This window comes from Pseudomonas sp. I8001, from assembly GCF_013385345.1.
Taxonomy (GTDB): domain Bacteria; phylum Pseudomonadota; class Gammaproteobacteria; order Pseudomonadales; family Pseudomonadaceae; genus Aquipseudomonas.
This window is the reverse complement of record NZ_JACAQC010000007.1, coordinates 378,704-395,554: the sequence shown is the minus strand read 5'-3', so window position 1 is coordinate 395,554 and position 16,851 is coordinate 378,704. Positions and strand designations below refer to the sequence as shown.

14 protein-coding genes are annotated in these 16,851 nt (G+C 60.9%); 9 read left to right on the top strand and 5 right to left on the bottom strand.

All coding sequences use genetic code 11. The features are described from left to right. Both HX839_RS06380 and HX839_RS06375 read left to right on the top strand, forming a co-directional pair. A complete protein-coding gene (locus HX839_RS06380; protein WP_256344683.1) occupies positions 1-2,505 on the top strand; it encodes a fimbria/pilus outer membrane usher protein in 2,505 nt (834 codons plus the stop codon). Continuing rightward, complete coding sequence (locus HX839_RS06375; RefSeq protein WP_177066867.1) at positions 2,471-3,061, top strand: hypothetical protein; 591 nt, start codon at positions 2,471-2,473, stop codon at positions 3,059-3,061. Before HX839_RS06380 ends, HX839_RS06375 begins: the two co-directional genes overlap by 35 nt. 4 nt (positions 3,062-3,065) lie before the next feature. Here HX839_RS06375 and HX839_RS06370 read toward each other — a convergent pair whose 3' ends face one another. Genes HX839_RS06370 through HX839_RS06355 form a run of 4 tightly spaced genes read right to left on the bottom strand, consistent with a single transcriptional unit; the run spans position 3,066 to position 5,913 of the window. Further along, entirely contained in the window at positions 3,066-3,803 is a 738-nt protein-coding gene (locus HX839_RS06370) for an amino acid ABC transporter ATP-binding protein (protein WP_003213999.1), read from the bottom strand. Next, positions 3,790-4,440, bottom strand: a complete 651-nt coding sequence (locus tag HX839_RS06365; protein WP_003213996.1) for an amino acid ABC transporter permease — start codon at positions 4,438-4,440, stop codon at positions 3,790-3,792. Before HX839_RS06365 ends, HX839_RS06370 begins: the two co-directional genes overlap by 14 nt. Beyond that, positions 4,437-5,105 (bottom strand): amino acid ABC transporter permease, encoded by a 669-nt coding sequence (locus HX839_RS06360; protein WP_003213995.1) that lies wholly within the window; start codon positions 5,103-5,105, stop codon positions 4,437-4,439. Before HX839_RS06360 ends, HX839_RS06365 begins: the two co-directional genes overlap by 4 nt. Positions 5,106-5,127: 22 nt before the next feature. Next, positions 5,128-5,913, bottom strand: coding sequence for a transporter substrate-binding domain-containing protein (locus HX839_RS06355; RefSeq protein ID WP_003213993.1), 786 nt, complete (start codon positions 5,911-5,913; stop codon positions 5,128-5,130). 255 nt (positions 5,914-6,168) lie between these two features. On the opposite strand from HX839_RS06355, the gene HX839_RS06350 reads away from it, so the two are divergent. The 6 genes from HX839_RS06350 to HX839_RS06325 all read left to right on the top strand — a co-directional run bounded on the left by HX839_RS06350 (position 6,169) and on the right by HX839_RS06325 (position 13,475). Beyond that, positions 6,169-6,864 carry a FadR/GntR family transcriptional regulator gene (locus tag HX839_RS06350; RefSeq protein ID WP_008438871.1) on the top strand — a complete coding sequence of 232 codons (696 nt, stop codon included), beginning with the start codon at positions 6,169-6,171 and terminating at the stop codon, positions 6,862-6,864. Positions 6,865-6,985: 121 nt separating this feature from the next. Beyond that, positions 6,986-7,315 (top strand): thioredoxin TrxA, encoded by a 330-nt coding sequence (trxA, locus tag HX839_RS06345; RefSeq protein WP_003213989.1) that lies wholly within the window; start codon positions 6,986-6,988, stop codon positions 7,313-7,315. A 234-nt stretch (positions 7,316-7,549) separates the two neighbouring features. Next, entirely contained in the window at positions 7,550-8,809 is a 1,260-nt protein-coding gene (gene rho / locus HX839_RS06340; RefSeq protein WP_008438874.1) for a transcription termination factor Rho, read from the top strand. A gap of 156 nt (positions 8,810-8,965) precedes the next feature. Further along, on the top strand, positions 8,966-10,951 hold the full coding sequence (locus tag HX839_RS06335) for an acyltransferase family protein (RefSeq protein ID WP_177066866.1): 1,986 nt from the start codon (positions 8,966-8,968) through the stop codon (positions 10,949-10,951). An 89-nt stretch (positions 10,952-11,040) separates the two neighbouring features. Continuing rightward, entirely contained in the window at positions 11,041-12,507 is a 1,467-nt protein-coding gene (ubiD, locus tag HX839_RS06330; protein WP_134327510.1) for a 4-hydroxy-3-polyprenylbenzoate decarboxylase, read from the top strand. Continuing rightward, positions 12,507-13,475, top strand: a complete 969-nt coding sequence (locus HX839_RS06325) for a CDP-6-deoxy-delta-3,4-glucoseen reductase (RefSeq protein ID WP_003213981.1) — start codon at positions 12,507-12,509, stop codon at positions 13,473-13,475. Before ubiD ends, HX839_RS06325 begins: the two co-directional genes overlap by 1 nt. 151 nt (positions 13,476-13,626) lie before the next feature. Here HX839_RS06325 and HX839_RS06320 read toward each other — a convergent pair whose 3' ends face one another. Next, positions 13,627-14,103 (bottom strand): sn-glycerol-3-phosphate transporter, encoded by a 477-nt coding sequence (locus tag HX839_RS06320; protein ID WP_177009072.1) that lies wholly within the window; start codon positions 14,101-14,103, stop codon positions 13,627-13,629. A gap of 329 nt (positions 14,104-14,432) precedes the next feature. Between HX839_RS06320 and HX839_RS06315 the strand changes: the two genes are divergently transcribed. After that, on the top strand, positions 14,433-16,826 hold the full coding sequence (locus HX839_RS06315; protein WP_177066865.1) for a TonB-dependent siderophore receptor: 2,394 nt from the start codon (positions 14,433-14,435) through the stop codon (positions 16,824-16,826). Positions 16,827-16,851 lie beyond the last annotated feature (25 nt).

Sequence of the window (16,851 nt, the reverse complement as noted above, 5' to 3'; positions counted from 1 at the left end):
ATGAGAAATGCTACCCATGCAAACGATTGGAGCCTCTCTCTACGACCCATTCGAACCTCGGTTTCCCGGACTTGTATCGGCCTGGTAACGCTGTGGAGCCTTCCCGCCTACGCGCTGGAGCTCGGATCGGGTTTTGATCTGGCGGTCTTGTCGGCGAACGGGATCGACCCGAAGGTTGCCCATTATTTTCGCAGTGCTGCGCGATTCCGCGAGGGCGTGCACGTGGTGGGGCTGCAGGTCAACGGCACCTCATTGGGCCTGGTGGAGGCACGCTTCGATTACCAGGGGCAGTTGTGTTTTACCCCGGTCCTGCTGGACAAGGCCGGGTTGCGGTTGCCAGCCGCGATTATTCGGCCGGGCATTGCGCCCGATCAGGCGTGTCATGACTTTCTCGGTGCTTACCCCGCGACCATCGTCAAGTTGCGCCCCGGCAGCGATGAGGTATCGCTGGTGGTGCCTACTCAGTCAATGCGCGAGGCCGAATGGGATGTCGGCAGTTTCTCCCAGGGCGGCACGGCAGCCTTGTTCAATTACGATGTGCAGGGGTTCGAAGAGCGCTTCAACAGCGGCTCTTCCCGCTCGGTTTCGGCCTACACCGAGGCGGGATTCAATATCGGCAACTGGATCGTCCGAAGCCGCCAATTCTTCGTCTCCGATAACGGCAAGCGCAGCAGCGAGCATGTGAATGCCTACGCCCAGCGCGATTTCGCGCCCCTGAAGTCGACCTTCCAGGTCGGGCAGATTTCCAGCAACAACCCGGTGTTCGGTGGGTTACAGCTGTCGGGTTTCCAGCTCTCGCCGGATGGCCAATCGCGCAGTCCGGGTGGCAGCAGCGTGGTGGTCGAAGGTTTGGCCCAGAGCCCATCCCGGGTCGAGGTGCGCCAGGCCGGGGTGTTGATCCATACCACACTGGTACCGGAAGGCCCGTTCACGTTGACCGGATTACCCATACTCAATGGCACCAGCGATCTTGAGGTCAGTGTCATTGGCACTCGCGGTGGCAGGCATGGGTTCACCGTCCCTGCCGCGTCCTTTGCGGGGGCGGTACCGATAGAGCCCGGTTATTACTTCTCCCTGGGCAAGGTGCGCGGGGCAAATCCGGGTGCCGGGGAGCCTCCGGTCGTGGCGATGGGCAGTGGGACCTGGGGATTGGGGCGCAACTCGTCACTGGGATTCGGCCTGTTGAGTACCGACGAATACCAGGCGGCGGGTGGCGTGTGGAGCAGTGTTTTTTTCCAGCACCTTTCGGTTGGCGTGCGCCAAAACCTGTCTCGCGATGGCCGGGACGAAGTTACCGGGGCTCGCAGCTCAGTCACCGTGGGAAGTCCGCTGTTCGCCGGCATTGAAATGACGTCGAGTGCCACTACCCAGACGCGGGATTATCGCGAAGTACTGGAAGTGGGGCAGTCGACGCGGCGTGACCAGCGGGATGCCCGCTTCAAGGACCAATACACGGTAGGTTTGAGTTGGGTCGACCCGTCCCTGGGAGGCTTTTCCGTCAGTTATTCCCGCAGCTCGCAATTTGATGATCGCTCCGCCGAACACGTCTTTGCCTCATGGAACCAGCAGTTCAATGGCACCCAGGTGGCTTTGATTGCGGATTCCCGGGTGGGCGGCTCTCGACCGCGCAAGGTCAAGAACACCGTTCGAGACGAGCGCAGCGATGTGTCGGATAAGGGGCTTTCGCTTCGGTTGCAGGTCACCGTGCCGTTCGGTGGGGATCGCCGCGTCACCTCGTATGCCAGTCGGCGGGGCGACAGGTTCGATCTTGGGACCGCCTTCAGCGATCGGGTCAACGACTATGTGAACTATGAAGTGGGGGTTGCGCGTGAGCAGGCGAGCCGTACACAGGCTGTTCACGCCCGCGTGAATGCCATGCCGCGTTACACCCAGATAGGGTTGGGTGTGCGACATGATTCATTGAGCACCGGGTATACCGGCCAATTGCAGGGCGGCGTGGTGGCCCACGACAGAGGCATGACGTTCTCGCCCTATGCCGTCCAGGACACTTTTGGAATTGTCTCGGTGGGTAATGTCGGGGCAGCCAAGGTTTCGACGCCGCAGGGGCCGGTCTGGACTGACTACCGCGGGCAGGCGGTGATCGCCAGCCTGCCTGCCTACCGCAGCAGCAATGTCGAGGTGCAAACCCAATCCCTGCCCAAGCGCATCGATCTGAAAAACGGCACCAAGGTCCTTGCGGCCGGACGCGGTTCTTTCAACACGATCGATTTCGAAGTAGTGAAAGTGCGCCGTGTATTGCTTGAGGTCCGTGACGCGCAGGGCCAACCCTTGCCCCAGGGAGCCTCGGTTCTCGACAGCAACAATGCTTTCCTGACCAGCGTCGTGGGCGAGGGCATGGTCTTCCTAAACAGCCTGGATGAGTCGCGAGCGCTGAACATCTCCTTGCCAGATTCAAGCACCTGCTTGTTGCAACTGAACCTTGAGCCAGAATCCAATGACGACAAATTCTATGAAACAGGTTCGGCGGTCTGCCGTACCCTCTGAGCCGGTGGGGCCTTTTGACGGTGTACGCCTGCGTCATGGGCTTATCCTTTACCTGCTGCTGTTTGTCGTGGTGTTGGCCAATGAGGCGCGGGCAGATAACTGCCAGGTGTCCTTGAGCCAGCCCCGGGTTGATTACGGTCTGGTTCGCCAAGCCGAGCGGGGCCACCCACAGATCGCGCTGGGCAAGCGCACGCTTCGCCTGAGCGTGGCCTGTGAGGTGCCGGTATCCATGGCGCTGCGCTTTACGGGCGTACCCGCCAACCAGCAGGGCTTTCGGTTTGGGCGCCAGGGGCATTTCACCCTGAGCCTGCAGTTCGCTCAAGTCGATGGAAAATCCGTTGAGCTGGTAATGCCGCACCTTTCTGAAGAGCCGGCGACCGGACGATTGCTGCCGGGCCATAGGCTTGTTGCACACGTAGCGGGTATGCCGGTGCATGGGCGCCGCTTCACCGCCCTGGTCAACGTCGAGACCTTCCTGCCTGCGGCTTTGCTGGCCGTCAGGGATGAAACGACATTTGAGGGGCAGGGCGGTTTTGAGTGGGCGCCCGGGGCCTGATGCCTCAGTCCGTGCGCTCCACCGAACCGATGAAGTTGGCCAGCTCGGCGGTCTGCGGATTGGCAAACAGGATTTTCGGGTCGCCCACTTCATGCACCTTGCCCTGGTGCATGAACACCAGCTTGTCACCCACTTCCCGGGCAAAACGCATCTCATGGGTGACCATGATCAGTGTCATGCCATCCTTGGCCAGTTGGCGCACTACGCTGAGCACTTCGTTGACCAGCTCCGGGTCCAGGGCCGAGGTGATTTCATCGCACAGCAGCACTTTGGGCGACATCGCCAGAGCCCGGGCGATTGCTACCCGCTGCTGCTGGCCGCCGGACAAACGATCGGGGAACGCGTCGAACTTCTCCCCCAGCCCAACGCGCTCAAGCATCTGTCGCGCCAATTGTGCGGCCTTGGCTTTCGGCACTTTCTGCACCACTTGCGGCGCAAGCATGACGTTTTCGCCCACCGTCAGGTGTGGGAACAGGTTGAACTGCTGGAACACCATGCCGACTTTCTGCCGCAGGGTGCGCAGGTCGGCGCGGGCGGCGTCGAGGTATTCGCCGTCGACTTCAATCACGCCGTCGTTGATCGACTCCAGGCCATTGAGGGTGCGCAGCAGGGTGGATTTGCCCGAGCCGCTGCGACCGATGATCGCCACCACCTGGCCTTCTTCGACACTCAGGTCGATGCCCTTGAGTACGTGGTGATCGCCGTAATACTTATGCAGGGCGGAAATTCTAAGCAGAGGCATGCAGTCTCCTTTCCAGGTAGCGCGCACTGAGGGACAAGGGGTAGCAGAGCAGGAAGTAACCCAGCGCCACCAGGCCATAGACCATGAAGGGTTCGAAGGTAGCGTTGGCGAGCATGCCGCCGGTCTTGGTCAGCTCGGTGAAGCCGATGATCGAGGTCACGGCGGTGCCCTTGACCACTTGCACCGAGAAACCCACGGTTGGCGCCACGGCAATGCGCAGGGCCTGGGGCAGGATCACGTAGCGCAATTGCTCCAGCGGGTTCAGGGCCAGGCTCGCGGACGCCTCCCATTGGCCGTGGGCGATGGAGTCGACGCAGCCACGCCAGATTTCGGCCAGGTAGGCGCTGGTGAACAGGGTCAAGGCAATCGCCGCCGCCAGCCAGGGCGAAATGTCCACGCCGAGCAAGGCGATGCCGAAGAACACCAGGAACAGTTGCATCAACAGCGGCGTGCCCTGGAACAGCTCGATATAGGTGCGGGCGACATTGCGCGGGAACGCCTTGGTGCTGATGCGCATAGTCATCACCAGCAAGCCGATCACGCCGCCGCCGATGAACGCCACCAGCGACAGCAGCAAGGTCCACTGCAAACCGGTGAGCAGGTTGCGCACGATGTCCCAGAACGAAAAATCACTCATCGGGCGTTCCTCATGACATAGCGCCGGCCGATCCAGTTCAGCAATTGGCGGATCATCAACGCCATGCACAGGTAGACCAGGGTTGTCAGCGCATAGGTTTCAAAGGCGCGGAAGTTGCGCGACTGGATAAAATTGGCGGCAAAGCTCAGTTCCTCGGTGGCGATCTGCGAGCAGACCGCCGAGCCGAGCATCACGATGATGATCTGGCTGCTCAGGGCCGGCCAGACCTTGCCCAGCGCGGGCAGCAACACCACATGGCGGAACGCCTCGAAACGTGTCATCGCCAGCGCGGCCGCCGCTTCCAGTTGCCCGCGGGGGATCGCCTGGATCCCGGCGCGGATGATCTCGGTGGAGTACGCCCCCAGGTTGATCACCATCGCCAGCACTGCCGCCTGCCATTCGGTGATTTTCAGGCCGAGGGACGGCAGGCCGAAGAAGATGAAAAACAACTGCACCAGGAACGGCGTGTTGCGGATCAACTCGACGTACACGCCGAAGATCCAACTGAACGGCTGGATCTTCCACGCCCGCACCACAGCGCCGACGATTCCCAGCGCCACACCCAGCACGGCGCCGATGGCGGTCAGTTCAAGTGTGAACAGCGCGCCGCGCAGCAACAGATCGGTATTGGCCAGGACCGGCACAAAGTCGAATTGATAGGCCATAGGCTAACCCTCGTTACCGCGCTCAGAGATCAGCCGGCAGCGGCTCTTTGAGCCACTGCAATGCATTCTTTTCCAGGCTGCCGTCGGCCTTGGCCGCGACCAGGATCTGGTTCACCTTGTCCAGCAGCGCCGGCTCGTTCTTGTTCACGCCCACGTACACCGGCGAGTCCTTGAGCTTCACTTTCAGTGCCGGCACGCGCTTGGGGTTGCGTTCGCTGATGGCCACCATCACCACGTTGCCGCTGGCGATCAGGTCCACCTGGCCGGCGAGGTAGGCGGCGATGGTCGAGTTGTTGTCTTCAAAGCGCTTGATCGTCGCCTCTTTAGGCGCCACGGCGGTCAGCTCGATGTCTTCGATGGCGCCACGGGTCACGCTGATGGTTTTGCCCTTGAGGTCGTCAACGGTGCTGATCGGCGCATCGGGAGGGCCGAATACGGCGAGGTAGAAGGGCGCGTAGGCCTTGGAGAAGTCGATGACCTTCTCGCGCTCGGCGTTCTTGCCCAGGCTGGAAATCACCAGGTCGACCTTGCCGGTGGTGAGGAACGGGATGCGGTTGGTGCTGTTGACCGGGGTCAGTTCAAGCTTGACCTTGAGCTGGTCGGCCAAAAGCTTTGCGGTGTCGATGTCCAGGCCGCGGGGCTTCATGTCCGGGCCGACCGAGCCGAACGGCGGGAAATCCTGGGGCACGGCCACCTTGAGGGTGCCACGGGCGACGATATCGTCCAGACCGTTGGCCTGGGCGGGCGCCTGGCTCAGCATCAGGCTGGCAAACAGGGCAGTGAGCAGGGCGCTGCAACGCTTGGTCATGGCGACTCTCCGAAAAGGACGAAAGGATTTTCCGGTTTTTGCCAGTGCACAGCCCATGCCAGCACCGCCGTATTTCGCGCCAGAGCCGGTGGCTGTTGAGTCTTGGCGGTCTTACTGGTCTGAACAGTTACTGGGTTTTCTGCACCCTTTTCGAGCGCCGTCAAAACCGCGCGAGCCCCTTTGGGGCGTGGCTTGCCGGGCGCTGCGAATAGCTTTACAACTAGCCGCTCAGTTGACTGGAAACCTGAGTTTCTTATGAATTCCATCGCCCAAGCCGTACCGGAAGTGGCGCTACAGGCCATCCGCAAATTGATCGCTGACGAGGGCTTCGGGCCGGGTGATGCGTTGCCCTCCCAGCGCGACCTGGCGCTGCAATTGGGCGTGAGCCGGGCCTCTTTGCGTGAAGCCTTGTCGTCACTCAGTGCCTTGGGCGTGGTAAGTGTGCAGCCGGGCAAAGGCGTGTTCGTGCAAGCAGTCGAAGAGCTGCCGGGGTTGGCCTGGCCGTTTACGGCGCAGGCGACGCCGCTGGATATCTTTCAACTGCGCTACGCCCTGGAAGGTTTTGCGGCGGGGCTGGCGGCGGTGACGCTGACCACCGGGGAGTTGGACATCCTGGAAGATAACGTCGAGGCGATGCGCAAGGAGCTGAAGGCCGGTGATTTCGAGGCAGCCGCCCGGCTGGACTTCGAATTCCACCGGCGCATCCTGCTGGCCAGCGGCAATCAGGCGATGGTGAGCATCCTCAGCGCCAGTGCCGAGGTGTTCCTGGAGAGCCAGAAACTACCGTTCATCCGGCCGGAGCGGGCCATGGAGACCTGGCAGGAGCACCGCAAGGTCCTCCGTGCCCTGGCCCGACGCGCCAGCGGGGCGGCGCAGAAAAGCATGCAGGAACATGTGCGTAACGCGGCGTTGCGTACAGGGATTGCCTTCATCACTCCCGTAACCCCATGAGTTGGGCTATACCCAAACTCATGCGCCATCATAGGAAGAGTCAATCAGCTGCAGCTTCCTGAACGCGGGAAGGGCGGCTATGATGGGCAACGTTTTTTTTGCTTACAACCCGGAGACATCCATGAGCAACGATCTTATCAAGCACGTCACCGACGCGACCTTCGAGGCCGAAGTACTGAAGGCCCAGGGCCCGGTGCTGGTTGACTACTGGGCTGAGTGGTGCGGTCCTTGCAAAATGATCGCTCCGGTCCTGGACGACATTGCCACCACTTACGAAGGCAAGTTGACCATTGCCAAGCTGAACATCGACGACAACCAGGAAACTCCGGCCAAGCACGGCGTGCGTGGTATCCCGACCCTGATGCTGTTCAAGAACGGCAACGTCGAGGCCACCAAGGTCGGCGCGCTGTCGAAGTCCCAGCTGCAAGCTTTCCTCGACGCCAATATCTAAGCGTCCTCAAAAAGCCCCGCAATTTGCGGGGCTTTTTCGTGAAACAGGGCTAGACGCTCTGAAACTCAGGTGGTACATTCGGCCCCGCACTGGTTTCTCCACTGCCCCCTGCAAGCCGTCGCCGACGCTCTCCTTTTCGATTAGTACGCGATCCTGTCGCCTTCTCTGCGGCGCGGCCTCATTAAGCCAAAAGCTTAATTTCCCCCCCTCCATAAATGATTACGTCATTCCTATATGAATCTGACTGAACTCAAGCAAAAGCCGATTACCGAACTGCTCGAATTGGCCGAACAGATGGGCATAGAAAATATGGCCCGTTCGCGCAAGCAGGACGTGATTTTCTCCCTGCTGAAAAAGCACGCGAAAAGCGGCGAGGAAATCTCCGGTGATGGCGTGCTGGAGATTCTCCAGGACGGCTTCGGCTTCCTCCGCTCTGCAGACGCTTCCTATCTCGCCGGCCCAGACGATATCTACGTCTCGCCGAGCCAGATCCGTCGCTTCAACTTGCGCACCGGTGACACCATCGTTGGCAAGATCCGCCCTCCAAAGGAAGGCGAGCGTTATTTCGCTCTGCTCAAGGTCGACACGATCAACTACGATCGTCCCGAGAACGCGAAAAACAAGATTCTCTTCGAGAACCTGACGCCGCTGTTCCCGACCGTGCGCATGAAGATGGAAGCCGGCAACGGTTCCACCGAAGACTTGACCGGTCGCGTCATCGACCTGTGTGCCCCGATCGGCAAAGGCCAGCGCGGCCTGATCGTGGCCCCGCCGAAAGCCGGCAAGACCATCATGCTGCAGAACATCGCAGCGAACATCGCCCGTAATAACCCTGAAGTTCACCTGATCGTGTTGCTTATCGATGAGCGTCCGGAAGAAGTAACCGAAATGCAGCGCACCGTGCGCGGCGAAGTGGTTGCCTCGACGTTCGATGAGCCGCCAACCCGCCACGTGCAGGTTGCCGAAATGGTGATCGAGAAGGCCAAGCGCCTGGTCGAACACAAGAAAGACGTGGTGATCCTGCTCGACTCCATCACCCGTCTGGCCCGTGCCTACAACACCGTGATCCCAAGCTCCGGCAAGGTGCTCACCGGTGGTGTCGATGCCCACGCCCTGGAGAAGCCGAAACGTTTCTTCGGCGCTGCGCGGAACATCGAAGAAGGCGGCTCGCTGACCATCATCGCCACCGCACTGGTTGAAACCGGTTCGAAGATGGATGAAGTGATCTACGAAGAGTTCAAAGGTACCGGCAACATGGAACTGCCTTTGGACCGTCGTATCGCCGAGAAGCGGGTGTTCCCGGCCATCAACATCAACCGTTCCGGCACGCGCCGCGAAGAGTTGCTGACCGCCGATGACGAACTGCAGCGCATGTGGATCCTGCGCAAGCTGTTGCACCCGATGGACGAAGTTGCGGCCATCGAGTTCCTGATCGACAAGCTGAAAACCACCAAGACCAACGACGAGTTCTTCCTGTCGATGAAGCGCAAGTAACACGACGCTTCGGTCAAAAAGGATGGCGCCCCATGGGGCGCCATTTTTTTTGTTTCTGGAAAAGGAGTTTTGGCTTTAGTGTGTGTCTGTTTAGAAACAAATTCGCGTGTGTGACTACACTCGCTGTCCATCCGATCAGGCAAATTACAAGATTTTATGACCATTCTCGCTTATCGCAGGGACATTGACGGCCTGCGTGCCATAGCTGTGCTCGCTGTTGTGCTGTTTCATTTTGGTGTACCGGGCTTTACCGGCGGCTTTGTCGGCGTCGACGTGTTTTTCGTGATCTCCGGCTACTTGATCACCTCGATCATCTGGCGCGAGCGTGAGGCCGGCCGTTTCAGTTTTGTCAGCTTCTGGGCCCGTCGAGCGCGGCGTATCCTGCCGGCACTGTTCGTGATGATGCTCGGCGCGCTGGTGGTGGGCTGGTTCCTGCTGGCGCCCAAGGATTACAGCGAGTTGGGGCGCTCGATACATAACCAGGTGGTGTTTATCTCCAACCTGTTTTTCATGCGTCAGGACGGTTACTTTGATGTGGCCTCCGATATCAAACCATTGCTGCATACCTGGTCATTGTCGGTTGAAGAACAGTTCTACATCCTCTTCCCACTCCTGCTGACACTGCTGTCGAGCCGGCTCAAATATTGGCGCACGGCGCTGTTCGTGTTGTTGCTGGTGTCATTCGGCATGAGTACATGGGCGGTGGCCCACGCTCCGGAACGAGCCTTTTTCCTGCTGCAGATGCGTGCCTGGGAGCTGTTGGCGGGTGCAATGCTGGCGGTAATGCCGGTACGCGAGTACCGCGCCAGCCCGGCGTTGGCGCAGGCCGTCAGCCTGGCCGGCCTCGGCCTGATCCTGCTGGCGGTCTTCGCGTATGACCCGAGCACGCCGTTTCCCGGCGCCGCAGCGCTGTTGCCGGTGGCGGGCGTGGTCTGCCTGATTTGGGCCAACGGCCAGCAAACTACCCTGATGAGCAAGCTGCTGGGTAGCCGCTTGCTGGTGGGGATTGGCCTGATCTCCTACTCCTGGTACCTGTGGCACTGGCCGGTGTACGTGTTTGGCAAGTACGCCAGTGTCGACGGGCTGGGTCCGTGGGAGCTTGGTGCACTGTTTGTGTTGAGCCTGGTGCTGGGTTATGCGTCCTGGCGGTTTGTCGAGGCGCCGTTCCGTGAGCGTCGGCTGTTGGCAGGGCGCAAGCAAATCCTGGTGGCGGCTGGTATCGCGCTGCTTGGGGTGGGACTGCTCGGCAAAGGCCTGGTCCTGACGAAGGGCTTGCCTTGGCGCCTGTCGCCCGAGGCGCTGCAGTTTGCCCAGGCGCGCGAGTGGAGCCCGGACCTTATGGCCTGCCTGGTGGATGGTGGGAAAAATCGCCACCATGGATTTTGTCATTTCGGGCCTGAGTCCGCGCCGACGCGCGCGCTGGTCTGGGGCGATAGCCATGCCACGGCGCTGGTTCCGGCGTTGCGAGACGGCGCCAGCAAGTACGGTGTCAGCGTCACCCAGGCAGGTTATGCCGGTTGCCTGCCGTTTAATCGCAAGGAAAGCGTTCCGGGCTGCTTGACCTTTAACCAGCAGGTCACGCAACTGCTCGGCAAGGAAACCTTTAGCGACGTGGTGCTGGTGGCGCGCTGGAGCCTGTATGTCTATGGGCAGCGCGATGGTGATACCGAGGCTTCGTTGCTGGACCCGGCGACCGGAACCTATGACCGCGCCTTCGCCGAGCGGCGCTTCGCTGAAAGTCTCGGCGCCCTTGTGCAGCAATTGCGCGCCAGCGGCCATCGGGTGTGGCTGGTCAAGGAAGTCCCCCTGCAGGAATTCAGTCCGCCTTACCGCCTGAGTCGCCTGGCGATGCTCGGCCGGCCCACCGACAAAGAAGGCATGCCCCTGGATGAGCACCTCCAGCGCCAGGCCTATATCAGCAGCGTATTCGAGCGCATGGCGGCGGCTGATCCCGGGGTAAAGGTAATGGATCCGGCGCCCAAGTTATGCAGTGCGAATGACTGGTGCCGGGTGGAACTGGACGGTCAGTCGCTGTACACCGACGACAATCACCTCTCGGCGGTTGGTTCGCGGTATGTCGAGGCGTTTCTTGAACCCTTGTTCAAAGCCTTGCGCGATGAAACCCAGGCATCGGCTCTTTGAGTCTGTGTCGTCGGCAATGCTGCTCAATAAGCTGCCAGCGACCGTAAGAGCAGGTAGGATGTACGCCTATTTTACGGGTGGCATGGTTAATGAAATTCAAGGATCTTCGGGATTTCGTGCAGCAACTTGAGCAGCGCGGAGAGTTGAAACGTATCCAGGTGCCGATTTCCCCGGTCCTGGAGATGACTGAGATTTGCGACCGCACCTTGCGCAACAAGGGCCCGGCGCTGCTGTTCGAAAACCCGGTGGGCTTTGATATCCCGGTGCTCGGCAACCTGTTCGGCACTCCCGACCGCGTGGCGTTTGGCATGGGCGCCGAGTCGGTCAGCGAACTGCGCGAGATCGGCAAGCTGCTGGCCTTCCTCAAGGAACCGGAGCCGCCCAAGGGTCTGAAGGACGCCTGGTCGAAGCTGCCCATCTTCCGCAAGATCATTGCCATGGCCCCCAAGGTCGTGAAAGACGCGGTTTGCCAGGAAGTGGTGATCGAAGGCGAGGATGTCGACCTCGGCATGCTCCCCGTGCAGACCTGCTGGCCTGGCGACGTCGGCCCGCTGATCACCTGGGGCCTGACCGTCACCAAGGGCCCGAACAAGGACCGCCAGAACCTCGGCATCTACCGTCAGCAAGTGATCGGCCGCAACAAGGTCATCATGCGCTGGCTGAGCCACCGTGGCGGCGCCCTGGATTTCCGTGAGTGGTGCGAAAAGCACCCCGGCCAGCCATTCCCTGTTTCCGTGGCCCTGGGCGCCGACCCGGCGACCATCCTCGGCGCCGTCACGCCGGTGCCCGACAGCCTGTCCGAGTACGCTTTCGCGGGCCTGTTGCGCGGCAATCGCACTGAGCTGGTGAAATGCCGCGGTAACGACCTGCAAGTGCCGGCCACCGCCGAAATCATCCTCGAAGGCGTGATTCACCCGGGCGAGATGGCCGATGAAGGCCCCTACGGCGACCACACCGGCTACTACAACGAAGTCGACAGCTTCCCGGTGTTCACCGTCGAGCGCATCACCCACCGGGTCAAGCCGATCTACCACAGCACCTACACCGGCCGCCCGCCGGATGAGCCGGCGATCCTCGGCGTGGCGTTGAACGAAGTGTTTGTGCCGATCCTGCAAAAGCAGTTTCCGGAAATCACCGATTTCTACCTGCCGCCCGAAGGCTGCTCGTATCGCATGGCCATCGTGACGATGAAGAAGTCGTACCCCGGCCACGCCAAGCGGGTAATGCTGGGTGTGTGGTCGTTTTTGCGACAGTTCATGTACACCAAGTTCGTTATTGTCACCGACGACGACATCAACGCCCGGGACTGGAACGACGTGATCTGGGCTATCACCACGCGCATGGACCCCAAGCGCGACACGGTGATGATCGACAATACGCCGATCGACTACCTCGACTTTGCTTCCCCGGTATCGGGCCTCGGCTCGAAAATGGGCCTGGACGCCACCCATAAATGGCCGGGTGAAACCACCCGCGAATGGGGCCGCGTGATCGTCAAGGACGAAGCGGTCACTGCCCGTGTCGATGCGCTCTGGAAAGAATTAGGAATAGATTGATGCGTGTAACCCTGCAGCCTTCCGGTGCGGTACTTGAACTGACGCCCGGCGAGCGGATCCTCGAGGGCGCGCGCCGCCTGGGCTACGATTGCCCCCAGGCCTGCCGCAATGGCGTGTGCCACGTGTGCGCGGCGCTGCTGGTGGAAGGCCGGGTGCAGCAAGCCGGTGAGGTGCGTGACCATGGCGAGTTCTATACCTGCATTGCCGAACCGCTGGAAGATTGCATTGTGTTGTGGGATGGCGTGCTGGCGCCGGGAGAATTGCCGGTGCGCAAACTGTCTTGCCAACTGAGTGAATGCGTTGAAGTGGGCGGTGACGTCTGGCGCGTACGCCTGCGGGCACCAGCCGGCAAGGCGGTGCGCTACCACGCCGGGCAATACCTGATGATCGAGCGGGAAAACGGCGAGAAGTCGGCGTTCTCCCTGGCCTCGGCGCCCCACGCCGGGCGCGAGCTGGAATTGCACGTGCTGGCCCGGGAAGACAGCGCCCGCAGCCTGCTGGAGCAGTTGCAGCGCAACCAGATGGCCCGCATCGAAATGCCGTTTGGCGACACCCACCTGGCGGAACTGCCCGACGGGCCGCTGGTGCTGATCGCCGCCGGCACCGGCATGGCCCAGATGCATAGCCTGATCGAACACTGTCGCGCCAGTGGCTTCAAGCACCCGGTGCATCTGTATTGGGGGGTACGTCGACCGGAAGACTTCTACGATATCGAGCACTGGGACCAGTGGCTGCAACTGCCCAACCTGTTCCTGCACAAAGTGGTCAGCGACCTGTGTGGCTGGGAAGGGCGCTGCGGGCTGTTGCATGAAGCGGTGTGCGAAGACATCAGCGACCTCAAGGCCGTGCATGTCTACGCCAGCGGTTCACCGGCGATGATCTACGGCACTCTGGATGCGCTGGTCGAGGCCGGCATGGATGCACACCAGATGCGTGCTGACGTATTTGCCTACGCACCCCGCCCTTAACGTGTGGCGAGGGAGCTTGCTCCCGCTGGGCTGCGCAGCGGCCCCGAAACAGTCGCTGTGTTCTATCTTTAAGATCGCATGAACTTCAGGGGCCGCTTCGCGACCCAGCGGGAGCAAGCTCCCTCGCCACAGAAGCCTTTCAGCGGCTCGATCAGAAACGAACGCCCGTGGTCACCATCGCCGCATTGAACCCGAGCAACACCAGCTCGGCGGCGACCGGCCCGTAGTGGGTGCCCACCGAGGGGATGATCACCGGCGCTACCCCCAGTCCATTCAGCGGAATCTTGTCGCGGTACTTGCCGCGATAGCCCTGGATCAAACCCCCTGTCAGCTTCAAGTACACCGGGTAATCGGGCATGTCGTAGCGTTTGCCGGCATAGGCGTAGTACGAACGCTGGCTGAACGAGTTGCGAAACGTCGCCCCGCCATACACCAGGCCTGACGCTTCATTGCGCTCCAGGCCGATCAGGTCCTGGTTGTTGTTGTGGTCCTTGTCCGGCGCAAAATGCCGGGTGTAGACGCTCGTCTGGGCATACCAGAAGCCTTTTTCGTCCTGGGTCGGCACTTCCGCCGCCAGGGCGGTGGTGGCCTGTGCCAGGAACAACAGGCTGGGCAGTCGGTATTTCATGGAGTGACCTCGGTAGTCGATTCGGTTGGCGGCCAGGTGGGTCGTGACAGGCGCCTATTTTGAAGGCTCAGCGTGCCCCCAGGCTGAACCTGCGCTGAAACTACAGGGATTGAGGCAGCCAATCCTGATGAGCGGAGCGGCCTGGGCTTATGCATTCGCTTATTCTTTAAAGGTATTTAATTTGTTACATAAATATCATTAAGCTATATGCCAACGGACTACCGACTTTCTGCCAATAACCAATAAATGACCGCCACCGTCCGCCACACGGATCGATCGTACGAGCTCAGAGCATTGACGTTCTGGCTTTTGATTCCAAGGGGAGCGGTATGGGGAGCAACAAGCAGCACCTGCTGTACACGGCGATTTTGTCGGCTAATTTGCTGACCGCTGTGGGATTCAGTCCAGTGGCATCCGCCGAAACGGCCACTGCCGATGTACCCAAACTCGATACAGTCATTGTCACCGGCACCCGCGCCCAAGAGCGCACCGCCAGTGCCTCGTTGTCACCTATCGATGTGATTTCCGGCGACACCTTGCGCAGCACCGGCTCTGATGAGTTGGGCGCGGTGTTGGCCCGATTGATTCCTTCCATCAACTTTCCACGCCCGAGCCTGGTAGACGGTGCCGAACTGGTGCGCCCGGCGCAGCTGCGTGGCCTGTCACCGGACCAGGTGTTGGTGCTGGTCAACGGCAAGCGCCGCCACACCAGTGCCTTCGTCAATCTCGGCGGTGCGGTTGGGCGTGGCTCGGCGCCGGCGGATTTGAATGCGATCCCGTTGTCGGCGGTCGACCATATCGAGGTGCTGCGTGACGGCGCATCGGCCCGCTACGGCTCCGATGCGATTGCCGGGGTGATCAACGTGATCCTCAAGCATGACGACAACGGCGGCTCGATCACCAGCAAGTTTGGTGAGTACAAGAAGGGCGACGGTATCCAGCGCAACCTCAGCGGCAACACCGGTGTGGCGCTGGGCGATAACGGGTTTATCAACATCTCTGCCGAAGGCGCCGACAACGATTACACCAACCGCGCCGGCAAGGACCTGCGTCCGGGCAGCGTTGGTTCGACGACCTACGGCCAGCGGGTGTTCCGCCAGGGCGAGCCGGCCACTGACCAGGGCAAGCTGTTTCTCAACTCGGAATATTCCTTCAGCGATGCGGCCGAGTTCTATGCGTTTGGCGGCTACAGCAAGACCCGCGGCGAGACGGCGGCGTTCTACCGGGCCAGTAACGCGAGCAACAACATTCCTGCGCTCAACCCCAATGGTTACCTGCCGTTGATTCGCGGTGACGTGGAAGACACGTCCCTGGCGGTCGGCCTGCGCGGCTTGTTGGCCTATGACTGGCACTACGATGTGTCGGTCAACTACGGCAAGAACCAGTACCAGATCGGTACCGAAACCATCAACACCTCGCTGGGCCTGGCCACGCCGCGCAAGTTCGACAACGGCACGTTGGTCAATGACCAGAAGCAACTCAGCCTGGACCTGTCGCGGGAATTCAGCCTGGGCTGGTTGCCGTATCCGGTGTCGGTGGCGTTTGGCGGCGAATACCTGGACCAGGGTTACCAGATCAAGGCGGGCGACCCGGCGTCCTACTACCAGACCGGCAGTTCGGGCCTGGGCGGCTTCCGTGATTCCGACGCCGGCACCAGCACACGCCACAACTGGGCGCAGTACCTGGACCTGGAAACCAACTTCACCGAAAAACTCAGTGCCTCCGCCGCCGTGCGCCACGAGGACTACAGTGATTTTGGTTCCAACGTCAGCGGCTCGCTCTCGGCGCGCTACGACTTCACTCCGCAAGTGGCCTTGCGCGGCAGTGTTTCCAACGGTTTCCGTGCGCCGTCCCTGGCCCAGCAAAACTTCGCCTACACCTCGTCGCAACTGATCGGCAACACCATCCAGGAAGCCGGCACCTTCCCGGCCAACAGCCAGGTGGCGCGCCTGCTCGGCGCTGAAGACCTGAAAGCCGAGAAGTCCCGCAACTACAGTCTCGGCCTGGTGCTGGAGCCGACCGACAACCTGACCGTGACCGCCGATGTCTACCGTATCGACATCAGCGACCGCATCAGCCTGTCCTCCAATCTGGACCTGAGCAAGAACCCGGCTGCGCTCGCGTATCTGCAGGCCAATGGCGTCGGCAACATCAACTACACCACGGTGCGCTACTTCACCAACGCCACCGACACCACCACCAATGGCGTCGACCTGGTGGCCAACTATCGCTACCAACTGGACAACGGTGTGCGCTGGAACAGCACCGTGGGCTACAACTACAACCACACCAAGGTCACCGACGTAAAAGCCAACCCGTCCGTGCTGGATAGCCTGGGCGCGAGCCTGGTTCGGGTCGACCGTCGCGAGCGCATCGGCCTGCTGGGCGATACCACGCCACAGCACAAGCTGAGCCTGGGCAACGACCTGAGTTTCGGCAACTGGGCGCTGCACAGTAATTTGGTGCGCTATGGTTCATTCACCAGCTACCAGGCCGACCCGACCAACGACCAGCGCTTCAAGGCCGCCTGGCTGTTGGACCTGTCAGCCGACTACAAGCTGAAAAACTGGACCTTCACCGTTGGCGGCGACAACGTCACCGACAAATACCCGGAAAAACTCAATGCCTACGCCAGCAGTGGTGGCAATTTGGCCTATAGCACTTTTTCGCCGTACGGTTACAGCGGCGCGTTCTATTACGGTAAAGTTGCTTACAACTGGTAACAGCTTCTCGTAACAACAAAGGAGA